The sequence below is a fragment of the Roseateles chitinivorans genome (assembly GCF_002761755.1).
Taxonomy (GTDB): Bacteria; Pseudomonadota; Gammaproteobacteria; order Burkholderiales; family Burkholderiaceae_C; genus Roseateles; species Roseateles chitinivorans.
This window is the reverse complement of sequence record NZ_PEOG01000070.1, coordinates 1-13661: the sequence shown is the minus strand read 5'-3', so window position 1 is coordinate 13661 and position 13661 is coordinate 1. Positions and strand designations below refer to the sequence as shown.

General features: G+C 70.2%; 16 protein-coding genes. 9 read left to right on the top strand and 7 right to left on the bottom strand.

Features of this window, described 5'->3' with window-relative positions:
- Nucleotides 1–52 precede the first annotated feature (52 nt).
- From CS062_RS20555 to CS062_RS20530, 6 genes are all read left to right on the top strand, one after another.
- Nucleotides 53–634, top strand: coding sequence for a chromate transporter (locus CS062_RS20555; protein ID WP_099863424.1), 582 nt, complete (start codon nucleotides 53–55; stop codon nucleotides 632–634).
- Nucleotides 631–1206: a chromate transporter gene (locus CS062_RS20550; RefSeq protein ID WP_099863423.1), complete on the top strand. Its 576-nt coding sequence runs from the start codon at nucleotides 631–633 to the stop codon at nucleotides 1204–1206. Before CS062_RS20555 ends, CS062_RS20550 begins: the two co-directional genes overlap by 4 nt.
- Before the next feature lie 51 nt (nucleotides 1207–1257).
- A complete protein-coding gene (locus tag CS062_RS20545; RefSeq protein ID WP_099863422.1) occupies nucleotides 1258–1506 on the top strand; it encodes a hypothetical protein in 249 nt (82 codons plus the stop codon).
- Nucleotides 1507–1570: 64 nt separating this feature from the next.
- Complete coding sequence (locus CS062_RS20540; protein WP_099863421.1) at nucleotides 1571–3700, top strand: acyl-CoA dehydrogenase; 2130 nt, start codon at nucleotides 1571–1573, stop codon at nucleotides 3698–3700.
- A gap of 292 nt (nucleotides 3701–3992) precedes the next feature.
- Nucleotides 3993–5213: a DUF1444 domain-containing protein gene (locus CS062_RS20535; protein WP_143742428.1), complete on the top strand. Its 1221-nt coding sequence runs from the start codon at nucleotides 3993–3995 to the stop codon at nucleotides 5211–5213.
- 66 nt (nucleotides 5214–5279) lie between these two features.
- The gene (locus CS062_RS20530; RefSeq protein ID WP_099863419.1) at nucleotides 5280–5648 is read left to right on the top strand and encodes a glyoxalase superfamily protein; all 369 of its coding nucleotides are present in this window, start codon (nucleotides 5280–5282) and stop codon (nucleotides 5646–5648) included.
- Nucleotides 5649–5711: 63 nt separating this feature from the next.
- Here CS062_RS20530 and CS062_RS20525 read toward each other — a convergent pair whose 3' ends face one another.
- Both CS062_RS20525 and CS062_RS20520 read right to left on the bottom strand, forming a co-directional pair.
- Nucleotides 5712–6029 carry a YciI family protein gene (locus CS062_RS20525; protein ID WP_099863418.1) on the bottom strand — a complete coding sequence of 106 codons (318 nt, stop codon included), beginning with the start codon at nucleotides 6027–6029 and terminating at the stop codon, nucleotides 5712–5714.
- Between the two features lie 11 nt (nucleotides 6030–6040).
- A complete protein-coding gene (locus CS062_RS20520) occupies nucleotides 6041–6676 on the bottom strand; it encodes an FMN-dependent NADH-azoreductase (protein WP_099863417.1) in 636 nt (211 codons plus the stop codon).
- Nucleotides 6677–6817: 141 nt separating this feature from the next.
- Here CS062_RS20520 and CS062_RS20515 point away from each other — a divergent pair, with 141 nt between their 5' ends.
- Complete coding sequence (locus CS062_RS20515) at nucleotides 6818–7765, top strand: LysR family transcriptional regulator (protein WP_099863438.1); 948 nt, start codon at nucleotides 6818–6820, stop codon at nucleotides 7763–7765.
- 9 nt (nucleotides 7766–7774) lie between these two features.
- On the opposite strand, the gene CS062_RS20510 is transcribed toward CS062_RS20515, so the two are convergent.
- Nucleotides 7775–8719, bottom strand: a complete 945-nt coding sequence (locus CS062_RS20510) for a LysR family transcriptional regulator (RefSeq protein ID WP_099863416.1) — start codon at nucleotides 8717–8719, stop codon at nucleotides 7775–7777.
- A 206-nt stretch (nucleotides 8720–8925) separates the two neighbouring features.
- Here CS062_RS20510 and CS062_RS20505 point away from each other — a divergent pair, with 206 nt between their 5' ends.
- Both CS062_RS20505 and CS062_RS20500 read left to right on the top strand, forming a co-directional pair.
- On the top strand, nucleotides 8926–9819 hold the full coding sequence (locus tag CS062_RS20505) for an MBL fold metallo-hydrolase (RefSeq protein ID WP_099863415.1): 894 nt from the start codon (nucleotides 8926–8928) through the stop codon (nucleotides 9817–9819).
- 383 nt (nucleotides 9820–10202) lie between these two features.
- Nucleotides 10203–10973: a hypothetical protein gene (locus CS062_RS20500; RefSeq protein ID WP_099863414.1), complete on the top strand. Its 771-nt coding sequence runs from the start codon at nucleotides 10203–10205 to the stop codon at nucleotides 10971–10973.
- A 25-nt stretch (nucleotides 10974–10998) separates the two neighbouring features.
- On the opposite strand, the gene upp is transcribed toward CS062_RS20500, so the two are convergent.
- From upp to CS062_RS27040, 4 genes are all read right to left on the bottom strand, one after another.
- Nucleotides 10999–11631 carry a uracil phosphoribosyltransferase gene (upp, locus tag CS062_RS20495; RefSeq protein WP_091732743.1) on the bottom strand — a complete coding sequence of 211 codons (633 nt, stop codon included), beginning with the start codon at nucleotides 11629–11631 and terminating at the stop codon, nucleotides 10999–11001.
- A 104-nt stretch (nucleotides 11632–11735) separates the two neighbouring features.
- On the bottom strand, nucleotides 11736–12491 hold the full coding sequence (gene rlmB / locus CS062_RS20490) for a 23S rRNA (guanosine(2251)-2'-O)-methyltransferase RlmB (protein ID WP_099863413.1): 756 nt from the start codon (nucleotides 12489–12491) through the stop codon (nucleotides 11736–11738).
- Nucleotides 12492–12530: 39 nt separating this feature from the next.
- A complete protein-coding gene (locus CS062_RS20485; RefSeq protein ID WP_099863412.1) occupies nucleotides 12531–13331 on the bottom strand; it encodes an acetyltransferase domain-containing protein in 801 nt (266 codons plus the stop codon).
- Between the two features lie 119 nt (nucleotides 13332–13450).
- Nucleotides 13451–13661 (bottom strand): hypothetical protein (locus tag CS062_RS27040; protein WP_233218176.1); only part of this gene is annotated, 211 nt, incomplete at its 5' end.

The following is a 13661-nucleotide window of genomic DNA, read 5'->3' as shown; positions in this document are numbered from 1 at the left end:
CGCACCTGAAGGCGGCGCCCACGGCGCCGGCCCCGATGATCGGGACCCGCCCTTGGCCGTGCTGGCCCAGCCGCGCTCCCTCTCCCATCTGTTCTGGGCCTTCAGCTGGCTCGCGCTGCAGGGCTTCGGTGGCGTGCTGGCGGTGGCGCAGAGGGAACTGGTCGAGCGGCTGAACTGGATGTCGCGCGAAGAATTCGTCGAGACGCTGGCCGTCGCGCAGGTGCTGCCCGGGCCGAACATCGTCAACATCTCGCTGATGATCGGCGACCGCTTCTTCGGCCTGCGCGGCGCCCTGGTGGCGCTGGCCGGGATGATGACCTTCCCCGCGGTGATCGTGCTGGTGCTGGCCGCGTTGTCGACCACTTGGCTGGCGTCGCCGCGGATGACCGGCGCGCTGCGCGGCATGGGCGCGGTGTCGGCGGGGCTGATCCTGGCCACGGGCTTCAAGCTGCTGCCGTCGCTGAGCAGGAACCCGGTCGGCCTGATGCCCGGCCTGGTGCTGGCGGCCCTGGTCTTCGGCGCGACGGTCTGGCTGAAGCTGCCGCTGTTCTGGATCGTGCTGAGCGTCGGCGGCCTGGGCATGGCGCTGGCGCTGATCGCGCTCAAGCGCAGCCGCGCCGGAGCCCGCGCATGAGTCCCGCGCTGAGCCAGATGCTGGTGGGGACACTCGGCTGGCCCGAGCTGGGCGCGCTGATGCTGCATTTCCTGATGCTGTCGCTGCTCTCGATCGGCGGCGCGATCACGACGGCGCCCGACATGCACCGCTACCTGGTCGACGAGCGCCACTGGCTGACGGACCAGAGCTTCACCAGCTCGATCGCCCTCGCCCAGGCGGCGCCGGGGCCGAACATCCTGTTCGTCGCGGTGCTGGGCTTCAATGTGTCGGGGCTGCTCGGTGCGGCGGCGGCGATGGCAGGCATCCTGCTGCCGTCGACGACCCTGGTCGTCGCGGCCACGCGCTGGGCGCGCAACAACCGCGACCATCTGGGCGTGCGCGCCTTCACCGTCGGCATGGCGCCGTTGACGCTGGGCCTGATGATCGCGACCGGCTGGCTGCTCGCGGCGCCCTATCTGGTCGAGCCCGGCCACCGCTGGGCGACGCTGGCGATGATCGTCGCCACGGTGGTGCTGACGATGCGGACCAAGATCGGCATCGTGTGGCTGGTGCTGGGCGGCGGCGTGCTGGGCGCGCTGGGCGTCGTCTAGGCCGACCACCCAACGAGGCGTCCCGCCCCCCCTTCCTCTCGAATCCCTCTCATGCGCCTGTCTCCCATCAAAGTCATCGCCGGCGTCGCGGCCGTCGTGCTCGCCATCGCGGGCCTGGTCCTGGCGACCCGCCTGCGGGAAGCGGCGGTGGACCTGCTGTCGGCGCCTCGCGCCCGCCCGCCGGCGACGAGCGCTCAGACGCCCAGCCGGGCTGACGCGACCGCCACGGCGTCCGGTGTCCGGGTCATCCCGATCGGCGTGGCGCCGGCGAGTTCGCCCACCACCGGCCGATCGCCTTGAGTCCTACGCGCGCTCGCGTCGCCGGCTGACGCCATGGGCGGGAGCGCCGGCCTAGGCTCGGCGCATGGGATTTCACCGACTCGTCGGCCGCCTGGCGATGGCGCCCTTCGCCAAGGCCCTGCCCGCGATGGGCGACACCGAACGCGCGGCGCTGGAGGCCGGCACCGTCGGCTTCGAGGGCCAGCTCTTCGCCGGGCAACCGGACTTCGACACGCTGATCGCGCGCGGCCCCAATCGCCTCACCGAGGAGGAACGCCGCTTCCTGGACGAAGAGGTGAGCACGCTCGTCGGCATGCTCGACGACCACGCCATCGACGAGGCCGGCGACCTGCCGCCGCAGGTGTGGCACTACCTGCGTGAGCACCGCTTCTTCGGAATGATCATTCCGAAGGCATTCGGCGGCCTGGGTTTCGGCCATTACGCGCATGCGGAAGTCGTGACCCGCATCGCGACGGTCAACACCGCCTGCGCGGTGACGGTGATGGTGCCGAACTCGCTGGGACCGGCCGAGCTGCTGCTGCGCTACGGCACGCCGGCCCAGCAGCAGCACTACCTGCCGCGCCTGGCCGACGGACGGGAACTGCCCTGCTTCGGCCTCACCTCGCCGTACGCCGGCTCGGATGCCGCCTCCATTCCCGATCGCGGCGTGCTCACCGAACGCCTGATCGATGGCCGACCGGTGCGCGGCTTCAGCGTGCGATTCGACAAGCGCTACATCACCCTCGCGCCGGTGGCTAGCGTCGTGGGGCTGGCCTTCCAGGCGGTGGATCCATCGCGGCCCGAAGGCCAGCAGGAGCTCGGCATCACCTGCGCGCTGCTGCCCGTGCCGACGCCCGGGATGGAGATCGGCCGTCGCCACCGACCGATGGACTCGGCCTTCATGAACGGGCCGATCCGGGGCGAGGACGTCTTCGTCCCCATGGACTGGGTGATCGGCGGCGAGGAGCGGGTCGGCCAGGGCTGGCGCATGTTGATGGAGTGCCTGGCCGCCGGCCGCGCCATCTCGCTGCCGGCGCTGGGCGCGGCGATGCAGCAGACGGCGCTCTTCGTGGTCAACGGCTACGGGCAGGTGCGCGAGCAGTTCGGCCTGCCGATCGGGCGCTTCCACGCGATCGCCGGCATCACCGCGCAGATGGCGGCGCGGCTCTACGCCACCGATGCCGCGCGCCGCTACACCGCGGCGGCGCTCGATGCCGGCGAGCGACCCAGCGTCGCCAGCGCGATCCTGAAGGTGCAGCTCACCGAAGCGGGCCGGCGCGCGGTCAACGAGGGCATGGATGTGCTGGGCGGCAAGGGCATCATCGCCGGGCCGCGCAACCTGCTGGGCGTGGCCTATCGCCATGCGCCGATCGCCATCACGGTGGAAGGCGCCAACCTGCTGTCACGGGCGCTGATCATCTTCGGCCAGGGCGCGACGCGCTGCCACCCGTTCGTGCTGGAGGAGATGACGGCCGTGCAGGCGCGCGAGCCGGACAGGCTGGGCCGCGCGCTCATCGGTCATGTGGGGCATGTGATGCGCAATCTCTGGCGCAGCCTGGCGCATGCGCCGCTGCGGGGCGAGCCACCGGCCGACCTGCGCGCCGAGGCGCGCCTCATCGCCTCGCTGTCCGCCCGCTATGCGCTCACCGCCGACCTCGCCATGGGTCTGCTGGGCGGCAAGCTCAAGCGCATGGAGCTGTTGTCGGCGCGTCTGGGCGACGTGCTCGCCGCCCTCTACCTCGCGGCCGCCTGCGTGTGGCGGTACCAGGTGGAGAACGACCCGGCGATGCTGCCCGTGGCCCGCGCGGCGATCCGTCTGCAGTTGCACGAGGCCGCGACGCTGCTGCGCGAGCTGTACGCCAACCTGCCCTCCCGCGCCCTGCGTGCGGCGGCGCCGTGGATCCTGCACGGCACCGGCCGCCTCGCGCCCTTGCGCGACCGCGAGGCGATCGCGCTGGCCGACGCGCTGCGCACCCAGCCGGCGTTGATGCGCCGGCTGTGCCCCGACGTCTCGCGCCCGATGCGCGGTGGCCTGCTCGACCTGATGCGCGCGCTCGACGCGGCCGGCGAGCTCGGCGACGAAGTGCCCGAGCTCAACAAGGCGCTGCGCCGCGCGGGGTCCCTGGAAGCGGTGGCGCAGGGGTCGCGCAACCCCGAGGCGGCGCTCGCCTACCTCAAGGCGGCCGAGCAGGTGATCCGCGTCGACGAGGACTAGTGCGTCATCTTCTCGAACCTTCCCCTGAAGCAGGTCAACGTCGTGCCGGTGCGGTGCCCGCGGCTTCAACAAGAGAGCCTTGCTCCACACTGGTGGTTCAACCCATACCTGCATTCAGAGGACTGGGGAACGCTCCCGCCTCCCTGGATCCCGCCTTCCCGCGACAGATTCCGCATCCCGCGTCCGCGCGCACCCGTGACCTCCACAGCCCCATCTGACAATCGCTCGCCAACAAGACGGCGGGGAGTGGCTCATGCGGGAATGGATTCGATGGCAGTTCGGACGGCCCACCGTGGCAGACGTCCTGAAGCGCCTGGTCAGGCGTCTCGACGACGCCGGGGCGACCGCGATCACGGTCAACGAGGACCCGCCGCAGGTCCGCTTCACGCTCAACGGCGGGCAGATGCACTCGAACCTCACCCACCTCATGAGGGACCTGCTGCGCGCCAATGGGCGTCGCGCGCGTGAAGTCGAGTTCGACCGTTACCTGGAAGGCACCATCCTGCGCCCGATGAGCGCCGATGCGCCCGAACACTCCGAGGACTACGCCAGCGTGCGGGCGCACCTGCTTCCCTTGCTGCGCACGCGCGCCGACATGGCCATCAGCGCACTGGACCTGGCCAATGCGGCGGGCCAGGTCCAGCCGGTCCTGACTCGCGCATCGAACGAGACACCCTTCCGACACATCGTGGGCGACTACGTGGCGATACTCGGCCTGGATGCGCCGGAGAGCACCGCCCGCGTCGGGCAGGGGATGCTCGACAAGTGGGGCGTGAGTTTCGACACCGCCTTTGACGATGCGCTTGACAACCTGCGCGGACTGCCCGAAGACCTGGGCTGGCAGCAGATAGCGCCGGGACTGTGGCAAGGGGCCTGGAACGATTCGTACGAGCCGTCGCGGCTGCTGCTGCCGGACCTGATCTACCGCAGCGGTGTCGCCCATCCGGTGGCGATGGTGCCCCTGCGTCACGTGCTGCTGGTCGCGGACGAGAACGACATCGCCGGCCTCGCACTGATGGCCGCGATGTGCAAGCAGTTGCGCCAGGAACATTCCCGCTGGCTGTCCTTCCGCCCGCTTCGGCTCGTCGAGCGCACCTGGCTGCCTTTCGAGGCGCCCGAGCCGCTGCGGCAGATGTTCCAGGAGCTGATCTCGGTCGAGGACTCGGAGGACTACAGCGCGCAGAAGCGGCTGCTGGAGCAACGGGGTCCGCAGGATGCTTCGGCGCCGTTCGTGGGCTCGGCGCAGTTGGTGCAGTTCAAGGACAGCGAGCGGGTGGTGAGCTACTCGGTGTGGTCGGATGGGGTGGACACGCTGCTGCCGCACACCGACCTCGTGGCATTCGCGTCCCTCGACCAGCCGGACCAGTCCATGATCGTGTCCTGGGCGGATGCGGTGCGCATCGCCGGGCATTACATGCAGCCCGTCGATGGGCTGCACCCGCCGCGCATGCGCGTCAACATCTTCCCGAACGCGGATGAGCAGGCTCAGTTGAATGCGGTGAAGGTCTTGTGAACGGTCTCGTCGCTCCCCCCTTTTCGCGATAGGCAAAGGGCCACGTCGCCGAAGAACATCGCCCGCATGAAATTCGCTCACACCACCCCAATCCTGCGCATCTTCGACGAGGCGAAAGCGCTTGAGTTCTACGTGCAGTTCCTGGGTTTCCAGGTCGATTGGGAGCATCGCTTCGAGCCGGGGCTCCCGCTGTACCTCCAGGTGTCGCGCGACGGCTGCGTGCTCCATCTCTCGGAACATCACGGCGACGCCTGCCCCGGCGCAGCCCTGCGCATCGAGACCGACGACATCGAAGCCTTCCACGCGGAGCTGCTCGGCCGGCGCTATGGGTACGCCCGTCCCGGGCTGCAGGAAACGCCATGGGGGTCGAAGGACGTCTCGGTCACCGATCCCTTCGGGAATCGGCTGACCTTCACCGATGCCATCAGCACCTAGCTCGGCCCCTCGACCCGCCGCGAAAGTCCTCTGAACTGCACCGGGGTCGGGGCTCGGCGATCCTCAGGCGACTTCCACCGCCTTGGCCGCCGCGGCCCATCGCGCGGGGAAGTCCGCATGCCGCAGCGCGGGCGACGCGGCCAGCACCGCGACGTCGACCAGCCGGTGCACGACAAACGGGTCGGTGGCCATCAGCGCGTCCAGCGCGGCGCGATCGGCGCTGTGGGCGAGGATCAACCCACCCGTCGGGGGATCGAGCGGGCCGGCGAAGAGCACATGGCCGGCGCGGGTCTGATCCGCCAGCCACGCGCGATGCGGGCCCAGATGCTCCTCGATCCGCGCAGGCGGCGTCCGATAGGTCAAGGTGACGATGAACAGCATGGCGGCTCCTCTCAGGCGGTCAGGGGTGTGAGCAGGGTGTCGGCCACGGCGGGCGGCACCTGGGCGACGGCGTCGGCCATCGATGCCTTCCTCACCTCGCCGCCCTGGGTCAGGCGCTCGGCGCGGACGACGCGCACCTCCGCGATGCCGAGGAAGCCGAAGAACGCGCGCAGGTAGGACTCCTGGAAGTCCATGCCGGCCGCGGCCCCGACCGAGTACAGACCGCCCCGGGTCGAGGCCACGATGACGCGCCGGCCACCGGCCAGGCCGACCGGCCCCTCGGCGGTGTAGCGGAAGGTGCGGCCGGGTTGCGCGACGCGGTCGATCCACGCCTTGAGCGGGCTGGCGATCGAGAAGTTGTACATCGGCGCACCAACCACGATGACGTTGCTGGCGAGGAACTCGGCGACCAGTTGCTCCGAGCGCGCATGCTCCGCCGCGACGCCCGATGGCGGCTGGCCGCCGGCACCCCGGAATCCGGCGGCGATGTCGCCGGTGAGGTGCGGCACGGCCTCGGCGGCCAGGTCGCGGTGGCGCACCCGGGCGGCGGGCGCCGCCGCGACGAGCGCGTCGACGATCGCGCGGCTGAGTTGACGCGAGGCGGAAGCCTCGCCTTGGAGGCTGGTGTCCAGGTGGAGTATCTGCATGGAAGTCGGAAGTGCAGTGGGAATGGCCGTCACGATAGGGAGCCCGGCGTTGTTGCACTAGCTGTTGCCAACGGGACAGATCGTTCTGGAATCAGGACAATCCGCGCATCCTGACCCTGAGCCCCCATGATCGGAAGCGCCGTGGAAGACCTGAATGACCTTGTCCTGTTCGCCGCGGTCGTCTCGCACGGCGGCTTCTCCGGCGCGGCGCGGGCGCTGGGCATCTCCAAGTCCCGGGTGAGCCGACGGGTGGCGGAACTGGAGGAACGGCTCGCGGTGCGCCTGCTGCATCGCTCCACCCGGTCGGTCAGCGTGACCGAGGTCGGCGCCGCCTTCTTCTCCCATTGCGAGTCGATGTCAGCCTCGGCGAAGGCGGCGTACGAGGTGGCCGCCCGGGCCAATGCCAAGCCCTCGGGCCGGCTGAGGGTCAGTTGCCCGATCGGCGTCGCCCATCTGTTCCTCGCTCCGCTCCTGCCCCGCTTCCTGAAAGCCAATCCCGAGGTGCGGCTGGACATGGACCTGACCAACCGACGGGTGGACGTGATCGGGGAAGGCTATGACGTGGCGATCCGCGTCCGCTCGGCGCTCGAGGACTCGGACCTGGTGGTGCGTCACTTCGGCACCAGCGACCAGGTGCTGGTGGCGAGCCCGTCCTTCATCGCGGCGCAGGGCGCCGTCGAGTCGATCGAGGCGCTGCGGGGCGTCCTCGGCGTCGGACCGGCCGGCGTGCGGGGCGAGAAGCCGCGCTGGCGGATGACGGACCCGCAAGGCGCGGCGGTGGAGATCGACTACCAGCCGGCCTTCGCCACCGACGATGTGTACCTGACGTCGCGCATGGCGGTCGCCGGCGTCGGCGCGGCACAACTGCCTTTCCACGTCTGCATGGACGATCTGCGAGAGGGCCGGCTGATGCCGCTGGTGCCGGACCATCGCATGCCGGCGCACCAGTTGCACGCGGTCTATCCGACGCGGCGCGGCATGGTGCCCGCGGTCAAGGCGTTCATCGAGACGCTGGTGACGGCGCTGCCGGACTCGCTGAAGCGGGCGAACGACGAGTTCCGCCAGGCGATGGGCGGCGCCGGCGGATAGCGGCGGACTTCAGGGCCGCTCGGGCGGCTTCTGGAATCGCTCGCCGAGGACCTCGACGAACTGCCGGACCTTGGCGGGACGGAAGCGCGCCGTCGGATAGACCACATGGATGCCGCCGCTGGGCAGGGACCACTGCGGCAGCAGGTGGACCAGCGCGCCTCGTGCCAGTTCCTCGGCCACCGCATAGTCCGGCAGCACCGACAGGCCCGCGCCGAGGCACACCGCCGCGCGCACCGCCAGCGTAGCGTCCAGGCGGATCGCCGACGCCACCGTCACCGCCTGGCGCGTGCCCAGGCGGTTCGTGAACTCCCAGTGCTCCGGCGCCTTCAGGGCCGTGTTGGCGATGAAGGGCAGCCCCGCCAGTTGCTCGGGGCCCCGCTTGCGATCCAGCCGCCGCGCCCAGTCTGGCGTGCCCACCAGCAGTTGCCGAAAGCTGCCGATCTGCCGGGCCTGCAGTTGCAGGTCGGTCAGCCAGCCGACGCGGATCGCCAGTTCGGCTTCTCCCGCCAGCAGGTCGAGCGGCTGGTCGCTGAGCGTCACATCGACCTTGCACCGCGGATAACGCCGGGAGAACTCGACGATCGCCGGCACCACCGCCGTCAGGCCGTAGTCGAACGGTGCCGTCAGCCGCAGCGTACCGGTCGGCTCGGTGGACACGTCGAGCAGTTCGTCGAAGGCGTCGCCGGCCTCGCGCAGGATCAGGGCGCAGCGCTGATAGAACGCGAGCCCGGCGTCGGTGGCGGTCACCCGCCGGGTGGTGCGCGTCAGCAGTTGCGTCCGGAACTCCCGTTCCAGTCGTGCGACCTGCTGGCTCACCACCGCCTTCGTCACCCCCAGCCGCTCCGCCGCTGCCGTGAAGGTGCCGGCCTCCACCACCGCGGCGAAGTAGGCCAGGCGCTTCAGGTTGGCGAAAGCGACGGGGCCGACCTCTGGCTGATTGTTTGCTTTTGGCATACGGAAAGTCTACTCAAGGGCGATTTTTCTTTCCTCCCGGGCTTCCTACGATGCGCTCCTCCGATCACCGAGAGCCCCGATGAGCCGCCGTCTCCATGACGTCTCCGATCCGACTTGCGGCGGGCGCCATGGCGCCGTTTCGCGAAGCGGAAGCGCTCCAGGTGTCTGTCTCACCGCCTCCGTTGCTTGAACTTGGAAGGACTTCCATGATGACCCGTCGCGATTTCGTCCAAACCGCCGCCGCTGTCGGTGCGGCACTCTCCGTGGGCGGTGCCCATGCCCAGGGCGCCGCCTCGTTGCAGTGGCAGGCCCTGCCTGCGGGTGAGCGAGGCTTCTTCCGCGCGCCGGTGCTGCTGTCCGGCGCCAAGGAGGCGATCCTGATCGACGGCGGCTTCTCGCTGCCGGACGGCCGCGCGGTCGTCGAGGCGATCAAGGCCTCGGGCAAGAGGCTGACCACGATCTACGTGAGCCAGAGCGATCCCGACTACTACTTCAGCCTGGGCCCGATCAAGGCGGCCTTCCCGTCGGCCCAGGTCATCGCCGCCCCGGCCACGATCGCGGCGATCAAGGCGAACGTCGAGAAGAAGCTGGCGGTCTGGGGACCGCAGCTGAAGGAGAACGGCCCGCAGACCTTGGCCGACGTCGTCCTGCCCGAGGCCTTCGACGCTCCCGCGCTGCACCTGGAAGGCCACGCGATCGAGATCGTGCCGGCCAGCGACCTCGAGAACCGGCGCTACCTGTGGGTGCCGTCGTTGAAGGGGGTCTTCGGCGGCGTGCTGGTCTTCTCGGGGCTGCACGTCTGGACGGCCGACACGCCGACGCCACAGGCGCGCGCCGCATGGATCCGCAACCTCGAGGCCATCGCTGCCCGCAAGCCCGCGATCGTGGTGCCTGGTCATCTGGCGGCCGGTGCGCCGCTGGACGTCTCGGCCGTGACCTACACCCGCGACTACCTGCTGGCCTTCGAGGAAGAAGCGGCGAAGGCGGCGGACAGCGCCGCGCTGATCGCCGCGATGAAACGGCGCTACCCGTCCGCCGGCCTCGCGCCCGCGCTGGAGATCGGCGCCAAGGTGGTCAAGGGCGAGATGAAGTGGGGCTGAGCGAACGCCAGCCCGACCGGCGGAGAGCCGCGAGCGCGCCCTGACGCCGGAAAAGAAAAGACCCGGTCGCTTGCGCGGCCGGGTCCCAAAGTCGACCCCAGGTGGTCTGCCTGCGGTCTCCCTGCTCGTGAGAGGAGAACAAGGGCCAGCGCGAGCTAGGACTCGGCGCTGACAGTCGTCATTCTGCGGATCGGCGACGGCGCAGGGAAGCGGCGGATGCCGCAAGTTCGCGTACTTCATCGCCGGACTTCGATGCCGGTTGCCCGACAAGGGCGGTGCGATTCCCTGACATCCGCAGCCGATGCGACACTACCGCCGCCCCGGCCCCCGCCGCGTCGCGAGAGGCGCCTGAGAGACGCCCGCCTGTCCGTCCGCCTTCATTCATGCGCACCCGCCGCTTCAACGCCATTCGCCGCGCCGACGAAGTCTTCGAGCCGATCGATGCGGCCCTGCTGCCCCTGGGCTTCACCCGGACCGAGAACGTCTACCACCGCCATGCCGATCACGACGTGTTTCCCGGCGTCGAAGCCGTGACCTTCGGCTTCGCCTATGGCTTTCGCACCTGCTGGATGCACACGACCGTCAAGATTCCGGCGCTCATCGAGCTGCTGGCGGAGGTCCGCCCCTTTGCCTACGACAAGACGCTCGCCTGGCGCGTGCCCGATCACGCCAGCCATGTGGCTTGCATGCTCAGGCTGTCCGAGATGGCGGGTACGGCGGATGAGCCCTTGCCGGAGGGGCTCCACTGGCGTGACGACGGCCGCCTGCAACGGTCGCGTGGCGTGTCGGCGGCGGTGCTCGCCGACACCCTGGCGGCGCTGGCCCGGCGATTCGCATTGCCCGCCTTGCGGGAACGCCTGACCCTGCGGCGCCTGGCCGCGGCGGCCGACGCGCCCGGGTATGGGCAAAGCGGCATCGCGGGAGCCTGGCCGCTCGCGGCGAAACTGGCGCTCGGCGACCTGGAGGGCGCGGCCCGGGCATTTCGCGCGCATCCGTATTCGCTGGGCTCGGACCGCCTGCGCTTCATGACCGCCAAGGCGTGGCTGCAAGGCTGCGGCCTGGCCCTGGACGATGTCGTGTGGAATGCCGCCGCCGCCGAGGCCGCGGACCCCTGGGAGGCCCGCGCGTGGCTGACCGGCGAGCTGGTGAAGTGACGCGATCGGGTTCCGGACGGGACGCTCAGACGTCCTTGGTGCCGAAGATCTTGTCGCCGGCGTCGCCCAGGCCCGGGATGATGTAGCCGTTCTCGTTGAGGTGCGAATCGATCGCCGCCGTCCAGCAGCGCACGTCCGGGTGCGCCTTCGTCAGCGCGGCCACGCCTTCCGGCGCCGCCACCAGCACCAGCGCGCGGATGTCCTTGCAGCCGCGCTTCTTCAGCAGGTCGATCGTCGCGATCATCGAGCCCGCCGTCGCCAGCATCGGATCCACGATCAGCGCGGTGCGCTGGTCCAGTTGGCCGACGAACTTCTCGAAGTAGTTCACCGGCTGCAGCGTCTCATGGTCGCGGGCCAGGCCGACCACGCTCACCTTCGCGTTGGGCATCATGTCCAGCACGCCGTCCAGCATGCCCAGCCCCGCGCGCAGGATCGGCACCACCGTCACCTTGCGGCCGGCGATCTGGTCGATCTCCACCTCGCCGCACCAGCCCGCGATCGTCGTCTTCTCCAGCGGGAAATCGGCGGTCGCCTCGTAGGCCAGCAGCCGCGCGACCTCGCCGGTCAGCTCGCGGAACTTCTTGGTGGACATGTCGCCCTCCCGCATCAGGCCGATCTTGTGCTTGACGAGGGGGTGCTTGACTTCGATGACGGCCATGGCGGTAGGAGGTCCGGTAAGGGTGTCGGGCCCCGGTCAGGACCCTTGGAATGTCGGAGCGGCCCCGTGGAGCCGCCGGGGCGCGATTATCTCGCGCCGCGGGCTCAGCCCTTCTTCTGGCGCTGGCGCAGCGCCTCGTACAGGCACACGCCGGCCGCGACCGAGACGTTCAGGCTCTCCACCGCGCCCTGCATCGGGATCCGCACCAGCTCGTCGCAGGTCTTGCCGGTCAGCTGCCGCATGCCGGCGCCCTCGGCGCCCAGCACCAGCGCCACCGGTCCGCTCAGGTCCAGGTCGTACAAGGTCTTCTCCGCCTGGTCCGAGGTGCCGATCACCCAGATGTCGCGCTCCTTGAGCTCATTGAGCGTGCGCGCCAGGTTGGTGACCATCAGGTAGGGCACCGTCTCGGCCGCGCCGCTGGCCACCTTGGCCACGGTGGCATTGAGACCGACCGCATGGTCCTTGGGCGCGACCACCGCATGCGCGCCCGCGCCATCGGCCACCCGCAGGCAGGCGCCCAGGTTGTGCGGATCGGTCACGCCGTCCAGCACCAGCACCAGCGGCGGGCCCTCGACCTCGTCCAGCAGGTCGTCCAGCGAGTGCTGCTGCGCCACCGCCTTCACCCGCGCCACCACGCCCTGGTGACGGGTCGTGCCGCAGAGCTTCTGCAGGCGGTCGTCGTCGCTCTCGACCAGCCGCGCGCCCGCGGCCTCGGCCTTCTCGAGGAAGCCGCGCATGCGCTGGTCCTTGCGGGTGGCGTCGAACAGGATCTCCTGCACCGACGCGGGCGCCGTCTTCAGGCGCACGGTCACGGCATGGAAGCCGAACAGGATCTGGGTCTTGGTGGGAGAGGAGCTCATGGGGCGCGATTGTCGCAGGCCGCGCTCCCCGCCCGGACCTCAGAGCCAGCCGAAGTGCCGCGCCGCCAGCAGCGCGCCGATCATCACCGGCTGGTGGACCATGTAGTACGACAGCGACCACTGCCCCATCGTCGACAGCGGCCGCCATGCGGGACGCAGCGGGCGCTGCATCCAGCGCCGCACCGCCGCGGTCCGCATCAGCGCGCAGCCCCACAGCATCGGGCCGAGCCAGGGCAGCAGCGGCACATAGTCCTCGGTCAGCGGCTTGCGGGTGACCAGGCCGACCCAGTTGGTGGTGCGAGCGTCGAAGAACGGGTGCGCCACCAGGAAGGGCAGCGCGATCGCCACCGCGCCGAGCCCCCACAGCGCGATCGTCGGCAGCCGCGCGAAGCCGAAGCGCACCAGGATCAGCATCAGCGCCATGCCGTGCAGCACGCCGAAGCTGATGTACGAGCGGGGGAACATCCACCACGACCCGATCGACACCAGCAGCGCGCAGGCCATCACCTGACCCCAGCGGCGCCAGAAGCGGTAGGCGGTCTGCCCCTGCGACAACGCGACCGCCTGCCCCATGCCGGCGCACAGCAGGAAGAGGCTGACGATGCCGCTGCGCTGCCAGGTCCAGAACGGATCGCGGTAGAAGTCCTCGACGATGACCTTGAAGTAGCTCAGGTCGAAGCAGAAGTGGAAGACCGTCATCCAGACCATCGCCACGCCGCGCAGCGCGTCGAGGCGATCGAAACGGGGCGTCGGGATCTCGGGACCCGGTGGCGGGAAGTCGGCGGAGGCGCCGTGTCCGGGGTCAGGCGTTGCGGTCGGGAGGCGGGCCGGCGGATTCATCGAGGAACGAGTCTACATAAGCCGATTCGCGTCTCGATGACGCTGAACCGGCAATCGGTCACGGGCAAGCGGCATACCCCCGCGCCCGGATCCGCGGCCACCGGCCTTCCGCCAGCGCGCTAGGCGGGCGAGCCCGACCGCGCGACCGCGGTCGCGCGCCGAAGCCGCATCAGGGCCTGTCGCGCCGAGGGCCCTTCGCCGCTGCCGTGTTCGAGCGTGGCCGCCAGCGCATCCCGCAGCTGCGAGAGATCCCCCGCCGCCGCGCGGCGGAACCAGACGCTGAAACACAGGGGGGTGAGGGCCGCCTGCCGGCGCGCATCGAGCGCCTCG